This is a genomic window from Buchnera aphidicola, assembly GCF_900128725.1.
Lineage (GTDB): Bacteria > Pseudomonadota > Gammaproteobacteria > Enterobacterales > Enterobacteriaceae > Buchnera_F > Buchnera_F aphidicola_K.
Map to the genome: position 1 here is coordinate 347,492 of NZ_LT667500.1, position 14,586 is coordinate 362,077.

The 14,586-nt window shown below is 25.2% G+C and carries 12 protein-coding genes and 1 tRNA gene; 7 read left to right on the top strand and 6 right to left on the bottom strand.

Features of this window, described 5'->3' with window-relative positions:
• The first annotated feature begins 7 nt into the window (after nt 1-7).
• Together recB and recD are read left to right on the top strand one after the other, a co-directional pair.
• Nucleotides 8-3,571 carry an exodeoxyribonuclease V subunit beta gene (gene recB / locus CINFORN2912_RS01475; protein WP_075434053.1) on the top strand — a complete coding sequence of 1,188 codons (3,564 nt, stop codon included), beginning with the start codon at nt 8-10 and terminating at the stop codon, nt 3,569-3,571.
• Nucleotides 3,572-3,676: 105 nt separating this feature from the next.
• Entirely contained in the window at nt 3,677-5,368 is a 1,692-nt protein-coding gene (gene recD, locus CINFORN2912_RS01480; RefSeq protein ID WP_280144521.1) for an exodeoxyribonuclease V subunit alpha, read from the top strand.
• 12 nt (nt 5,369-5,380) lie between these two features.
• Here the strand turns inward: recD and CINFORN2912_RS01485 are convergent.
• Nucleotides 5,381-5,457, bottom strand: a tRNA-Met gene (locus tag CINFORN2912_RS01485).
• Nucleotides 5,458-5,691: 234 nt separating this feature from the next.
• Here CINFORN2912_RS01485 and nusB point away from each other — a divergent pair.
• Both nusB and CINFORN2912_RS01495 read left to right on the top strand, forming a co-directional pair.
• Complete coding sequence (nusB, locus tag CINFORN2912_RS01490) at nt 5,692-6,105, top strand: transcription antitermination factor NusB (protein ID WP_082253698.1); 414 nt, start codon at nt 5,692-5,694, stop codon at nt 6,103-6,105.
• 170 nt (nt 6,106-6,275) lie between these two features.
• Nucleotides 6,276-6,560, top strand: coding sequence for a TusE/DsrC/DsvC family sulfur relay protein (locus tag CINFORN2912_RS01495; RefSeq protein WP_075434058.1), 285 nt, complete (start codon nt 6,276-6,278; stop codon nt 6,558-6,560).
• 8 nt (nt 6,561-6,568) lie between these two features.
• Here the strand turns inward: CINFORN2912_RS01495 and cyoE are convergent, their stop codons facing one another.
• The 5 genes from cyoE to cyoA all read right to left on the bottom strand — a co-directional run bounded on the left by cyoE (nt 6,569) and on the right by cyoA (nt 11,389).
• Nucleotides 6,569-7,495 (bottom strand): heme o synthase, encoded by a 927-nt coding sequence (cyoE, locus tag CINFORN2912_RS01500; RefSeq protein WP_082253689.1) that lies wholly within the window; start codon nt 7,493-7,495, stop codon nt 6,569-6,571.
• Nucleotides 7,468-7,791 (bottom strand): hypothetical protein, encoded by a 324-nt coding sequence (locus tag CINFORN2912_RS01505; protein WP_075434059.1) that lies wholly within the window; start codon nt 7,789-7,791, stop codon nt 7,468-7,470. The genes cyoE and CINFORN2912_RS01505 overlap by 28 nt, the downstream gene beginning before the upstream one ends.
• Nucleotides 7,792-7,833: 42 nt before the next feature.
• Nucleotides 7,834-8,418 (bottom strand): cytochrome c oxidase subunit 3, encoded by a 585-nt coding sequence (locus tag CINFORN2912_RS01510; protein ID WP_075434061.1) that lies wholly within the window; start codon nt 8,416-8,418, stop codon nt 7,834-7,836.
• A 56-nt stretch (nt 8,419-8,474) separates the two neighbouring features.
• Nucleotides 8,475-10,445, bottom strand: coding sequence for a cytochrome o ubiquinol oxidase subunit I (gene cyoB, locus CINFORN2912_RS01515; protein WP_075434063.1), 1,971 nt, complete (start codon nt 10,443-10,445; stop codon nt 8,475-8,477).
• Nucleotides 10,446-10,510: 65 nt separating this feature from the next.
• Nucleotides 10,511-11,389, bottom strand: a complete 879-nt coding sequence (gene cyoA, locus CINFORN2912_RS01520) for a ubiquinol oxidase subunit II (RefSeq protein ID WP_075434064.1) — start codon at nt 11,387-11,389, stop codon at nt 10,511-10,513.
• Between the two features lie 456 nt (nt 11,390-11,845).
• Between cyoA and CINFORN2912_RS01525 the strand changes: the two genes are divergently transcribed.
• The 3 genes from CINFORN2912_RS01525 (at nt 11,846) to clpX (ending at nt 14,566) form a co-directional block, all read left to right on the top strand.
• On the top strand, nt 11,846-12,151 hold the full coding sequence (locus CINFORN2912_RS01525; protein WP_075434065.1) for a BolA family protein: 306 nt from the start codon (nt 11,846-11,848) through the stop codon (nt 12,149-12,151).
• A 499-nt stretch (nt 12,152-12,650) separates the two neighbouring features.
• Nucleotides 12,651-13,271 (top strand): ATP-dependent Clp protease proteolytic subunit, encoded by a 621-nt coding sequence (locus CINFORN2912_RS01530; protein ID WP_075434067.1) that lies wholly within the window; start codon nt 12,651-12,653, stop codon nt 13,269-13,271.
• 38 nt (nt 13,272-13,309) lie between these two features.
• Complete coding sequence (gene clpX, locus CINFORN2912_RS01535) at nt 13,310-14,566, top strand: ATP-dependent Clp protease ATP-binding subunit ClpX (RefSeq protein WP_075434068.1); 1,257 nt, start codon at nt 13,310-13,312, stop codon at nt 14,564-14,566.
• Nucleotides 14,567-14,586 lie beyond the last annotated feature (20 nt).

Here is a 14,586-nt window from a genome sequence, read left to right on the forward strand (position 1 = left end):
AAAAAATATGGAATACATACCTTTTAACATGCAAAAAATACCCAATCATGGTATTACTTTAGTAGAAGCATCAGCAGGAACGGGAAAAACATTCGCTATTATTATTCTATATTTGCGATTGCTGTTAAATGTTGGAATAAAAAATACATATTCTAAACCTTTATCTATAAACGAAATCTTAGTAGTTACATTTACTGAGGCGTCAAAAAATGAATTAAAAAAAAGATTATATAAAAAAATTTATCAATTATTTCATATGCATATTAATGGGATGGATTCTGATAACGCTGATTTACAAAAAATCATTAAAGATATAAAGAACCCAAAAAGCGTTACTAAAATATTAAAAAAAGCAAAAAAAAATATTGATTGCATCATGATATATACATTACATAGTTTTTTTCGACATATTTTATTAGAACAAAGATTCTTATGTTCACAAGTAATACCTAAAAAAATGCTTCCGGACATAGAAGAAATACAACTAGAGGCTACAAAAGATTTTTGGAGAAAAACAATATATCCGGCAAATAAAGAAATTGTTGCGCTTATATTAAAAAAATGGAAAAATCCCCAGGCACTATTTAAACATATTTTTACTTGGATAAATCAAGTAAACCTAAATTTTACTCATAACTTTTCTAAAACAACAAATTTAAATAAAAAATATGACAAAATTATAAGCATAATTAATAAAACAAAAAATATATGGAATGAAAAAAAAAAAGAAATACAAAAACTAATTCAAAAAATACAGTTAAATAAAAATATATATAATAAAAAAAATATTAAAAGATGGTATACTGAAATTAGTATATGGGCAAAGAAAAATACAAAAAAATGCTTTTTTCCTAAAATTTTAAAATATTTTCAAATAAGAGAAATAAAAAAAGATTATTCACAAAAAAATAAAATAAAATATTTATTTTTCATTTATGTAGAAAAGATCTTTACTTACTACAATATATTTTTTGAATATTTTATTTATTTATCGTTAAAAAATATTCAAAATATTACAAAAAGAAAAAAAAAAGAAAAAAACGGATTAGAATTTAACGATTTAAATACGATACTATGGAAACAAATTAACCGCAAAAAATCAATCATAAAAAAAAATATTTTAAAAAAATATACCATAACAATAATTGACGAATGCCAAGATATTGATAGCATTCAGTTCAACATATTTTATCGATTATATAATAATTCCTATAATAAATCCCTTATCCTCATAGGCGATCCAAAGCAATCTATATATGGTTTTCGTGGCGCTAATATAGCCTCTTATTTAAAATTAAAAAAAAAGATTAAAAAATGTTTTTTCTTAGAAAGAAATTTCCGCTCTTCTGAAAATATAGTCAAAGGAATTAATATAATATTTTCTCGTTTAAAACAACCTTTTATATTAAAAGACATTCCTTTTCAACCTTCTAAAGTTCATTCGGGCAATAAAAAAATAAAATTTGTTGTTGATAACAAAACACAACCTGCGTTTAAATTTTTTTATAAAAAAAAAACTACAATTACCGTACCAGAATATTATCTTTGGATTTCTCGACAATGCGCATATTCAATAGGCCAGTGGTTGTCGCATCAATCTACTAAAAAATCTTTTATCATTTTAAAAAACAAAAAAAAACGTCATATTCAACCTCAAGATATTGCTATACTAGTAAAAAATAAGCATGAAGCTCATATCATCGCTCAAGAACTAAAAAAACAAAATATCCCAACAATATATACATCTCAAAAAAAAAATATTTTTAATACAGTTGAAGCAAGGGAAATTATGTGGATTCTAGATTCTGTTCTTGATATTTCTAATGAATCCAAGTTTCAAAAATTATTGGTTACAAAAATATTTACAAAAAGCATCTATGATATTTATTCAATAAAAAACAAACAAAAGCTATACTTTTATTTATTAAAACGATTAAAAAAATACTACTCCATTTGGAGTAATAGCAATGTATCAAAAATGATAGAAGAAATAATAAATGATTTTAAAATCCCATTTTTATATCAAAACGCACCCAGAAACTCTCCCAACCTAGATAATATTCTCAATATAAGCACAATACTAGAAAAAAAAAATAACATTATCACAAACAAATTTTTATTGAATATATGGTTTAAAGAAAAAATTTCTCAAAACAAAAAAAAAGACGACGATAAATATAATCGTCAACAAATAGATCAACCGATTAATCAGGACTGCGTTACAATTACAACAATACATATGTCGAAAGGGCTAGAATATCCGATAATATGGATACCATTTATCAGTCATTCTCAAAACAAGAATAATCAAATATTTTTTTGCAAAAAAAAGGATAAAAAAATTATCGATTTAAAAAATAAAATAAAAAATCAAATACTATCTCAGTTAGAAGCATCTTCGGAAAATATGCGATTACTTTATGTTTCTTTAACCAGAAGCATAGTTCACTGTAGCATTGGTATTGCTATACTAAAAAAAAAGAGTAACAATGCATATACAGCAAAATTACCTCATCTGTATATAAATAGTTTACACTTTTTGATACTAAACAAAAAAAAAGACGATGAAAAAAACCTAATTCAAGAATTAGATAGCATGCAAGAAAAAAACATTATTCAAATACAAAAAGGATGTCAAATTAAAAGAAAAATTTACCAAAACAGAAAAATAAAAAAAACAATAACCGTTATATCAAAAATGTTGTATACAGAAAAATATCCGTGGATAAAAGTAAATTTTTCCAAAATTATGAAGTACAATGTCTCTCATAAACCAAAATGTTTATTTAAAAAATTAGATCATATAGAAAAAACCTTATGCGAAAAATACACCTCTTCTATTCAAACACACATACATGCGCTCCCTAAAGGGAAGGAATTTGGAATATATTTGCACGATATTTTAAAAAAAATACAATTTTCAAATATTAGAGCAATAAAGGAGATTATGATAAATTCTAATTTTTTATCACTCCCCGATCTCTGGATAGACCGGTTATGTACTTGGATTCATATCTTTATTGCTACACCATTAAGCGAAAACAAATTATCTTTAAATAAAATCAAGGAAAAAGAACATAAAAAAGAATTAAAATTCATAATTCCTATTAAAAAATATATTAACGTTGATGTTTTAAACAGTATTGTAAAAAAATTTGACCCTATCTCTAAAAAATGTCCGGATATTGTTTTTAAAAATATTGCTGGAATATTAACTGGCTACATAGACTTAGTCGTTTTCTGGAAAAAAAAATATTATATTATTGACTATAAATCTAATTGGTTAGGACCTGATCATAGTTATTACTGTAAAAACAGTATAAAAAAAGAAATTATAAAATATCGCTATGATCTACAATATCAGATATATAGTTTGGCAATTCATAGATATCTAAAAAAAAAGATTATGAATTATAGTTATCAAAAAGATTTCGGAGGAATATTTTATTTATTCCTTAGAGCTTTTGACGATATAAACCACTCTGGCATTTTTTTTATAAAACCCAATTATAATTTAATTTTTAATCTCGATAAACTTATACGTGGACAATTTTATGATGATAAAAAATAAAAAAAATTTTTTTAAAATAATTAATTCTGCTAAAAAAAAAAAAAAATTTTTTGCATAGATTTTTATACTTGTATCAATAAAAGTTTCTTATGCGCCTCACCAGAAATAATTTTTGTAGTATTACTACTAAGTCACGCCGTACATCAAGGGAGTAGCTGTTTACCGATTGAAATCTTTAAAAATAAAAAACTTATGGTATCAAAAAATAAAATTTTTTCCAAGTTATTATCTTTAATACAAGAGAAAAATAATAACTGGTTTCATTCAATTTTAACTAGTATTTTTTGTAGCTACGGGGCACAAAAAACACCCTTAGTTTTAGATAGAAAAAATATTTATTTATATAAATATTGGTATTTAGAAAACGAAGTTATTGAATTTATTTATCGCAAGGGGTTAAAATATCAAGCGGAGAACTTCATTAAGTACAAAAAACTTTTCGAAAAATATTGTCCAGAAAAAATTGATATTCACCAAAAGCTAGCTATAAAAAACGCTTTATTACGAAATATTTTTTTTATTATTGGAGGTCCAGGAACAGGAAAAACCTATATATTAACCTACCTAATCTTGATTTTAATCAAAGCTGAAAAAAAAAAAATAAATATTAAATTAACTGCTACTACAGGCAAAGCTGCTATAAAATTAACACAATCTATATACTTAATACTTAAAAAAAAATTAGTAGGTAAAAAAGAAAAATTATCATTTCCAAAAACAGGCACCACTCTACACCAACTATTTAATATCAAAAAAGATGAGAGACCAGGTCATGATAACAATCAGGAAAAATATAAAAAAATTGATGTTTTAATAGTGGATGAATCATCTATGATCGACTTAAATCTTATGAGCGTAATTGCTACACGCATAGCGCTAAAAACTAAAGTTATTTTTGTTGGTGATATTCATCAATTGCCTTCAATAGAAGTGGGATCAGTATTACAAGAACTATGCGATCATAAACCAGATTTTGAAAAGAAAAAAAAATGGAAAAAAAATATTGCAGTCTTAACAAAAAAATATCGATTTAAGAAAAATTCCGGAATAAACACTCTTATACAAGACATAGAAAATGAAAAATATAAAAATATTTATAAAATATATAAAAATAAATTTACTGATATAATATGGCGGGAGGTAACAAACGAAAAAACATATTGGCAAATGATAAAAGAAATGCAGAAATATTATGAAAGATATCGGCATATTCTTAATATTAACTCGACGCCCAAACAAATAATTCAAACATTTAATAAATATCGCATTTTATGTGCAGTGAAAGACGGTAATTTTGGAATTAAAAAAATAAACAAACATTTAGACAAATATTTTATTAATAAACAAATTGAAGAATCACAAAAACCTAATCACTACTCACAAAAAAATACATGGTATCATGGCAAACCTATTCTAATAAAAAAAAATAATATATCATTAAAAATAATGAATGGAGATATTGGGATATGCCTATTAGTTAGAAAAAAAATAAAAGTATTTTTTATATTACCCGATGAAACTGTAGGAATTATTGATCCAAGAGCATTGATAAATTATGAAACTGCTTGGTCTATGACCATCCACAAATCACAAGGATCGGAGTTCTCGTCTATAAAAATTTTGATACCTAATTATTCTTCTCAAATTATATCCAAAGAATTGTTTTATACAGCAATAACTCGGGCCAGAAAAAAAATAACTATATATTGTAATATAGATATTATAAAGCTTATTATAAGAAATAAGAAAAAAAGATATTCTGGTCTATATCAAAAATTAATTTCATTAAAAATATAATTTTTAAAATTATGGTTGCGGGAATTGGATTTGAACCAACGACCTTCGGGTTATGAGCCCGACGAGCTACCTGACTGCTCCACCCCGCTATCAATTTTAAATATTATAACACATTAATAATAATAAACAACTAGTTTTAAATAATTAAACCGTGTTAACGGTGCGTAAGTATAATATAATTATTTTTATACCAGTTATAACTTTAAGAATCAACAAAAAATAGTCTTTAAAAAATACTTTTATATAAAATATTTCTTATTATTATCGTTAAAAACATTTATAATAAAATAACCAGAAAACTAATAAAGGCATCAACATATATGATTCTATCCAAAAGACGAAGAGCTCGAGAGTTAGCTATTCAAGTATTTTATTCTTGGCAAATATCTAAAAACGAATCTATATTAGAGACTATAAATTACGTGATTAAAGAAAATAAAAAATATGTGCTAGATACTGCTTACCTAAACGACGTTGTCTCCGGGGTGATTAGCAATGTAAACAGACTAGATAAAATTATTTATTCTCATTTATCTAAAAAAATTCAACGAATCGATTACATTGAAAAAGCTATATTGAGATTGTCTTCCTATGAAATTATTAAACGAAAAGATATTCCATACAAAGTAATCATCAATGAAGGCATTGAATTAGCAAAAACATTTGGTTCACAAACAAGTCACAAATTTATTAATAGCATTCTAGATAAAATCGTTTTAGAAAAAAATTTAGTTTAAATAAAAAAATAAAAACTGAATAACCGTGATGTTTATATCGATCTAAAAATAAAAATTTAGAAATAAATAATATATCCATTAACCTTAAAATATATAATAATAAGAGTGTATCTTACGAAAACTATGTTTTAATACAATCAAACGTAAAAAATAAATTTATTTAAAAAACCATGTGTACAAAAACAACAAAAAAATGGGATAAAAAATTCGCAAAATCTATAGCGCAGCAATTAAATATTAATATGACAAAACAACACTGGAAAATTATTTTTTATATGCGTGAATTTTATCAGAAATATAATATAAAACCTACTATCCGACTATTGCTAACATTTATTAAAAAAGAAAAAAATATTTTTTTGACTAGTCAAGATTTATTTATCCTTTTTCCAAAAGGATTCATAAAATATGCTAGTCAAATATCAGGATTGACCACAAAAAATGATTGTTTTTAATAAAAATATTAATATTTTAAATAATTTGCAGACATTAAAAAACTCATCAAAAAAATAAGTAAAATAGAATATAAAAACATAATACGAGACCATTTTTGCTCCGAAAAGAGAAAAAGATGGCCAAAAATTGATAAACAAAACCAAAAAAAGATAAACAAACTAGTAATAAAAAAATACAAAATATTTACATAACTAAAGTAAAATAATAAAAAATTAAAAAAAAATAAACTAATAATGCATATAGATATGCATTTTTTAGTATATACAATACCATGCAAAATAGGAACCGTAGGAATGTTTATTAATGTATAATCATTAATTCGATATAATATAATTGAGTAGGCATGAGCTATTTGCCAAAAAGAAAAAATAAAAAATAAAATCAAACAACACAAATCTAAATTATTTTTTACAGCAATATAACCAATAATAGGCGGTAAAGACCCGGAAACGCTACCTACAATTGTTGAATAACTTGTTATCCTCTTTAAAAAAAGAGAATAGAGAATTACATAAAAAAAAATACCAATGATAGAAAAAATTGCAGATAAAACATTAATATACATGTAAAAAATAAATAACCCTAATATGAACAGAAAAAGAGCTAAAAAAAATAAACTTTGTACAAGTGCATTGCTATTAGAAATGCATAGAATTCTGTATTTTGTGCGATGCATTGTTTTGTCTAAATCTCTATCAATAATATTATTCAATATACATGCAGAAGAAATAATACACGTTATTCCTAATAATACTCGTAAAAATAAAATAGTTTCTATATGACCTCGAGAAGCTAAAAAAAAACCGCCCGATAAACTAATTAAATTGCCTAAAAGAATGCCCGGTTTAATTAATTCTAACTTTTTTAAAATGTTATATTTGTGCATTTTTAAACAACAATTTAATACTAGTGATTTAAATGATCGAAAATCCATAAAGATCCTATACTAATAATAGCAATGATTGCAACAGTAAACATTAATGAGAATATAATAAAAGAATTCTTTTTAGACAACCTAATACCTATAAAATACTTCAAACATAAAAAAACTTGAAAAATAACTAAAAAATAAAAAAAATATCTATGATTATCCAAAAAATGCAATTGATTCTTTAATAAAAAAAAATAAAAAAAAGAAAAAAATAAAGAAACAAAAAAACCTATAAAAAATTTTTTTTTTATACATTTAACTATAGTATCTATCAGTATTTCTTTTTCTTTTTTCAGCATTAATTATACTCCCCCCTTATATATATTATTAACTTTATACCGTTATTGAAAATATACGCATATCATTAATAAAATCCAAATAATATCTATAAAATGCCAAAATAAACTTATACAAACTAGTGAGGTATTCACAAAACCAGCTAATCCAAAGTAAAGAACCTGAAAAATTAAAACTAATATCCACAATAAACCAAAAATAACATGTAACCCATGCATTCCTAATAAAGCAAAAAAAGAAGAAAAATACCCATTAACGCTGGGATAAAATCCTTTATGGAAAATATCTATACAATCAAAATATTCGATTCCTATAAAAGCGCACCCTAAAATAAACGTAGTAAATAAAAAAAATAAAACACAAAGTTTATTAGACGTTTTAAAAAAATGTTTTGCTAAACTACATGACACAGAGCTAAATAATAAAACTAGGCTTTTTGCTAAAATAACAGTTTGTGAAAATAAATGATTTTTTCTTAAAAAACCATCGTATCCGTGTCTTAACATGATTATATATACGATAAACAAAATAGAAAAAACAATACAATCACTCATTAAATAAATCCAAAAACCAAAAATATTTAAATTATTTGATAAAGAATATGAAATCTTTTTTTGTTTTTCACTCACATATGGCTCCTATTTTTATAAAAATTATATAAACGGGTGTTTAAAAATTAAATTTATTACTTCGGTACATTTCTATTTTCTATTTCATAAATCATTTTTTTTGAAAAAAAATACCCCTTGTCCTTCGAGAAAGATTTTTTTAAAATGCTAAAAAAGATGCCGATTACAGAAAAAACGGTCATCCACCAAATATGCCATATCATAGAAAAGCCAAAGAAGGTAGCAAAAAACCCAATGAAAATACCAATAGACGTATTACTTGGCATATGAATAGGCTCAAAAATATTTTTTTTTAAATCATTCTTTTTATTGAGTTTATCGTGCCAAAAATTATCTATTTGATGAACAACGGGTATTCTAGAAAAATTATAGACCGGTGGAGGAGACGGAATAGACCACTCTAGTGTTCGTCCATTCCAAGGATCGCCGGTATTATCTCGATAAACAGAAGATTTACGATTTTTAATGGAAACGAATAACTGAATGAACTGAGAAATAACGCCTAATAAGATTAGAAAAACACCTATCGTAGAAATAGCAAGTAAATTATGGTATTCACAATTAATATTTTGACTTAAACGACGAGTCATCCCCATACAACCAAGTATGTATAAAGGCATAAAAGCAACAAAAAACCCTGTTATCCAAAAAACAAATGCACATTTTCCCCAGTATTCGTTTAATTTAAAACCAAACATTTTTGGAAACCAGTAAGTGATACCAGCAAAACAACCAAAAACAACCCCTCCTATAATAACATTGTGAAAATGAGCCACTAAAAATAAACTATTGTGCATTACAAAATCTATGGATGGAATAGATAAAAGCACTCCCGCCATTCCTCCTATAGTAAAGCTCACTAAAAAACCAATAGTCCACAGCATGGCTGAGTGGAACTTAATACGCCCACCGTACATAGTAAATAACCAATTAAAAATCTTAACTCCTGTAGGAATAGCAATTATCATTGTGGTAATACTAAAAAACGAATTTACATTCGCTCCAGCTCCCATGGTAAAAAAATGATGTAACCATACCACAAAAGATAAAATTGTAATAACAATTGTTGCCCACACCAAAGAAACATAGCCAAATAATGCTTTTCTAGAAAAAGTAGATACAATTTCAGAAAAAATACCAAATATTGGTAATATCAAAATATATACTTCCGGATGTCCCCAAATCCAAATTAAATTAACATACATCATCATATTTCCGCCCATATCATTAGTAAAAAAATGAAAATTAGCGTATCTATCTAATGATAGAAATATCAAAGTAATAAACAACACCGGAAAAGAAATTAATATTAAAATATTAGTACACAAAGCAGTCCAAGAAAAAACAGGCAATTTAAACATTGTCATTCCTGGAGCGCGCAATTTAAGAATAGTAACTATGAAGTTAATAGCGGTCAAAGTAGTACCAATTCCAGCAATTTGTAAAACCCAAATCCAATAATCTACACCCACCCCAGGACTATATTGAATACCGGATAGCGGAGGATATCCCAACCAACCTGTTTTAGCAAATTCACCCACACCTAACGATAACATCATTAACACTACTGAACTGCAAGTCAGCCAAAAACTTAGATTATTTAAAAACGGAAAAGCTAAATCCCTTGCTCCAATTTGGAGAGGAATTACTAAATTCATAAAACCAATAACCAAAGGCATCGCCACAAAAAAAATCATAATAACACCGTGAGCCGTAAAAATCTGATCATAATGATCAGAAGGCAAAAGACTTATATGCCCCGGCAAAGATGAAAAAAACTGTTGTAATCGCATAATTATAGCGTCAGAAAAACCCCTAAGAAACATAACAAAAGACAAGATAAAATACATAATAGCAATTTTTTTATGATCCACAGAAGTAAACCACTCATTCCATAAATATTGCCATTTTTTTAAATATGTAATGTATGCACATATAACCAAAGAAAAAGATAAAATCAAGAAATATGTGACCATAATAATGGGCTCATCATACGGTATTGAGTTAAAAGTTAATTTTCCAAACACAGTTATTTGTCCTTATTCTATAAAATATATAAAAATTAGTTCATTTTATCTCAATCTATTTCAATTTATATATTGTGTGGTATAGTAAATGTGTTAATTATTTTATTCAATAAAAACGAATCAACGTATGAAAAATACTGAATGTCATCTTTCTCATTGTCTTTAGATATACTTAAAAATTGATTCTTTAAGAACAAAGTATTTTTTTTTAATTGGATCATTTTTACCCAATGATTAAAATCAGACATATTTTTTTGAACATTCACCTGAAACTTCATATTAGAAAAACCTCGACCGCTATAATTAGAAGAAAATCCTTTATATTTACCTCTATGCAATGCAATTAAATTTAACTCTGTTTTCATGCCTGCCATAGTATAAATTTGACTACCCAAATTAGGAATAAAAAATGAATTCATAACAGATTGAGAAGTAATATGAAAATGTATTGGAACATTTTTAGGGAACGATAGTTCGTTGATTGTAGCAATTTTATAATACGGATAAATAAACAACCATCGCCAATTTAAAGATACTACTTCAATCGTAATAGGTTTATGAGCGTTTACTTGAAGAGACTTGCTAGGCTCTAAAGCATGTGTAGTTTTCCATGACAAATTTGCCAAAAAGATAATAATCACAATAGGGATACACCAACATATAAACTCTAATGCATAAGAATGAGACCAATTAGGTATATAATTTGATTTTTTATTTGATTCACGGTAATAGTAAGAAATACAAAATATTAAAACTAATACAGGCAACACAACAATCAGCATAATACTAAATACTGACAGCATTAAATTCAATTCAGTATTTAAAATATGACCTGCAGCATATATACATATACTTTTTCTTAGATACGTTAATACCGCTAATACTATGGAAACCAAAAGAACCATTAAAAACTTAAATAAATGACATTTGTTAAATATTTTCATTATTTTCAATCCAAATAAAACAATATATTTATTTTTTATGTATTTTGTTACTAAATAAAAAAAATTGATAAAAATAAAAAAACTATTTTTTATAGAAATTTTGTGATAAAAATAAATATCTATTAAAACTATAAATATAAAAATGTTTTATGAAAAAATGTTTAATTGATGCTAAAAACATTTATTTTGCTTTATACTATTAAACATCTAAAGGTGTTTTATAATTCTAAATTGACAGAAAGAACAATTATATTGTATATTAAAAAACAAAAATTTGTTTATTTATACAAAAATTCTTATAAAAATAAAAAATATATAACTAAAAAAAAAAAGAGTTTGTAGTAAATAAAGAAAAAATACAAATTCTATTTTATATACAGAAAAAACCTATTTTTCAGATATAAAAATGGATCAATTAGGTGCCGAATAAGAAATATTTCATTAAAATAAATGATCATGAAAAAAATTATTAAAAATAAATTAAAGGCTATACTGAATATTCAATATTTAAAAATCATAAACAATAGTCAATTACATCGTTTTCACCAACATAAACCACCACATTATACCATTATAATAGTATCTGATTCATTTAATGACCTATCAAGATTTCAACAACATAAAAAAATTTTTTCAGTATTCTTAAATGATATCCCGCAAAAAATTTATTCTATGAAATTACATACTTATAATACAAGAGAGTGGAAAAAAAAAGAAAATCAAATATTTTTATTAACCCCGTGCATACATCAAAAAAAATAAAAATTTTTATAAATTAATATAAAAAAACCATAAAACATCTTTCAGCATTGAAGGTATAAATGAAAAGAAAAATAAAAATGCAAGGTATTATAAATAATACTTATGCTTTATAAATAATTTACAGTATGAACAAACAAAAAAAAAATATAATACATATACTGTTATGTTAAAAGCAATTCTGTTAACAGATACTGTTTTTTTAAGTAATGTCTTCCTCCAATAATTCATTATTATTAATATATATTGTAAAAAATTTTTATAAAAAATACATTTATTAATACTTACAAAACAATATTACTTAATAAAAAATTTATTTTCCTCAAATAAAGAAGATAAATTCATATAAAAAAACATAAAGAAAAAAATAAATTTTTCTATTTTAATAAAAAGAACTAAATACACGTCCTACGTTTACCTTAATCACAGTATCAATAAAATATATATAAAAAAATATATCACACTGAAAGATACTTATAAATACTCTTTTAAGAAAAAAAATATGACATTCATTCATAAAAATGAAAAAACAAAAAAAAATGTTTCATTAATACCATTTATAATCGAAAAAACGCGCCACGGAGAAAGATCATACGATATTTTTTCAAGATTATTAAAAGAAAGAATTATTTTTATAGTAGGAGAAATTGATGATGTTCTAGCTACTAGTGTTGTATCTCAAATACTATTTTTAGAATCGAAAGACAAAAAAAAAGATATTTTCTTATATATTAATTCGCCTGGAGGAATTGTTACATCCGGCTTATCAATTTATGATACTATGCAATTCGTCAAACCAAAAATTCATACCGTCTGTTTAGGGCAAGCCTGTTCTATGGCTGCTATATTACTTTGTGCTGGAAGCACAGGAAATCGATTTTGCCTGCCTAATGCTCGTATTATGCTCCATCAGCCCCTCGGCGGATTTACGGGTCAAGCTTCAGATATTATCATCCATGCCGAAGAAATAAACAAAGTAAAAACTATAATAAATAACTTGCTTTCATATCATACAGAACAGCCGATTGAAAAAATTATCAAAGACACAGAACGAGATTACTTTTTTTCTCCTCAAGAAGCTATTAAATACGGACTTATTGATGCAATTTTTAAAAAAAAATAATTAAAAATAAGATTTTTTATAAAAATCGGTCATTAATTATCACTGAGAAAAATATGGATAACACTATTAATAATCAAAATATTATTATTTGCTCTTTCTGTAAAAACAATATAAGCGAAGCATCAAATATAATTAGCGGGGTTTACGGGAATATTTGCGCTCAATGTATTATACTTTGCAATGACATTTTGGGTACATATTTAGAAAAACAACAGAAAACAACAATTCCATTATCTACTCCAAAAGAAATAAACAAATACTTAGATAAATTTATCATAGGGCAAAAACAAGCTAAAAAAACTATTTCAGTAGCTGTATATAATCATTATAAAAAAATAAACTATTTATTTAACTATAACCGTTCTATTGAATTAGGAAAAAGTAATATTTTATTAGTTGGACCAACCGGAACCGGAAAAACATTAATCGCAGAAACATTGGCAAAATATTTAAATGTGCCATTTGCTGTTACGGATGCTACTACCTTAACAGAGGCAGGTTATGTAGGAGACGATGTTGAAAGTGTTTTAAGAAATTTAATAGAAAATAGTAATTTTAATATTTCTCAGGCCGAAAAAGGAATTATATATATTGATGAAATTGATAAAATTGCCAAAAAACAGAAAAATCTTTCCATTACTAGAGATGTGTCAGGGGAAGGTGTTCAACAATCCTTATTAAAAATATTGGAAGGAACAATGGCCTCAGTACCCATAAAAGGAAATAGAAAACACCCTAATCAAGAGACTTGGAAAATAGATACATCAAAAATTTTATTTATTTGTGGAGGAGCTTTTTTCGGCCTCAAAAATATTATTTCCAAGCGGAAGGATAATAGGCCAAATATAGGATTTAATATAAAGTATAAAACACAAAACAAACATAAAACTACAGACTCTATATTTAAAGATATTCAGCCCTCAGATTTAATTAAATACGGATTAATACCAGAATTTGTTAGCAGGCTGCCTATAATTGTTCAACTAAACAATTTAACACTAAAAAACTTAATTAAAATACTTTACAAGCCAAAAAACGCATTGATTAATCAATATAAAAAATTATTCTCGCTTGATAACATTGAATTAAAATTTCACAAATCTTCTTTAATAGAAATCGCGAAATATGCTGCTCAAAAAAAAATGGGGGCACGCGGATTACGCTCTATTTTAGAGTCAATTTTATTGTCTACTATGTATGACGTACCTTCTTTAAAAAACATAAAAAGCATACATATTGATAAATCCGTTATTCAAGGAAAATCTTTACCTAAACTACACTTTTTTGTTGATTAAAAAAAGAAAAACAGTTCGTA

Excerpts from the sequence above, each read along its gene's own strand:
- CINFORN2912_RS01525 (WP_075434065.1), top strand. The coding sequence starts at position 11,846 with ATGAAAAAAATTATTAAAAATAAATTAAAGGCTATACTGAATATTCAA.
- recB (WP_075434053.1), top strand. The coding sequence starts at position 8 with ATGGAATACATACCTTTTAACATGCAAAAAATACCCAATCATGGTATT.
- cyoA (WP_075434064.1), bottom strand. The coding sequence starts at position 11,389 with ATGAAAATATTTAACAAATGTCATTTATTTAAGTTTTTAATGGTTCTT.
- CINFORN2912_RS01495 (WP_075434058.1), top strand. The coding sequence starts at position 6,276 with ATGTGTACAAAAACAACAAAAAAATGGGATAAAAAATTCGCAAAATCT.
- CINFORN2912_RS01530 (WP_075434067.1), top strand. The coding sequence starts at position 12,651 with ATGACATTCATTCATAAAAATGAAAAAACAAAAAAAAATGTTTCATTA.
- cyoE (WP_082253689.1), bottom strand. The coding sequence starts at position 7,495 with ATGGATTTTCGATCATTTAAATCACTAGTATTAAATTGTTGTTTAAAA.
- CINFORN2912_RS01505 (WP_075434059.1), bottom strand. The coding sequence starts at position 7,791 with ATGCTGAAAAAAGAAAAAGAAATACTGATAGATACTATAGTTAAATGT.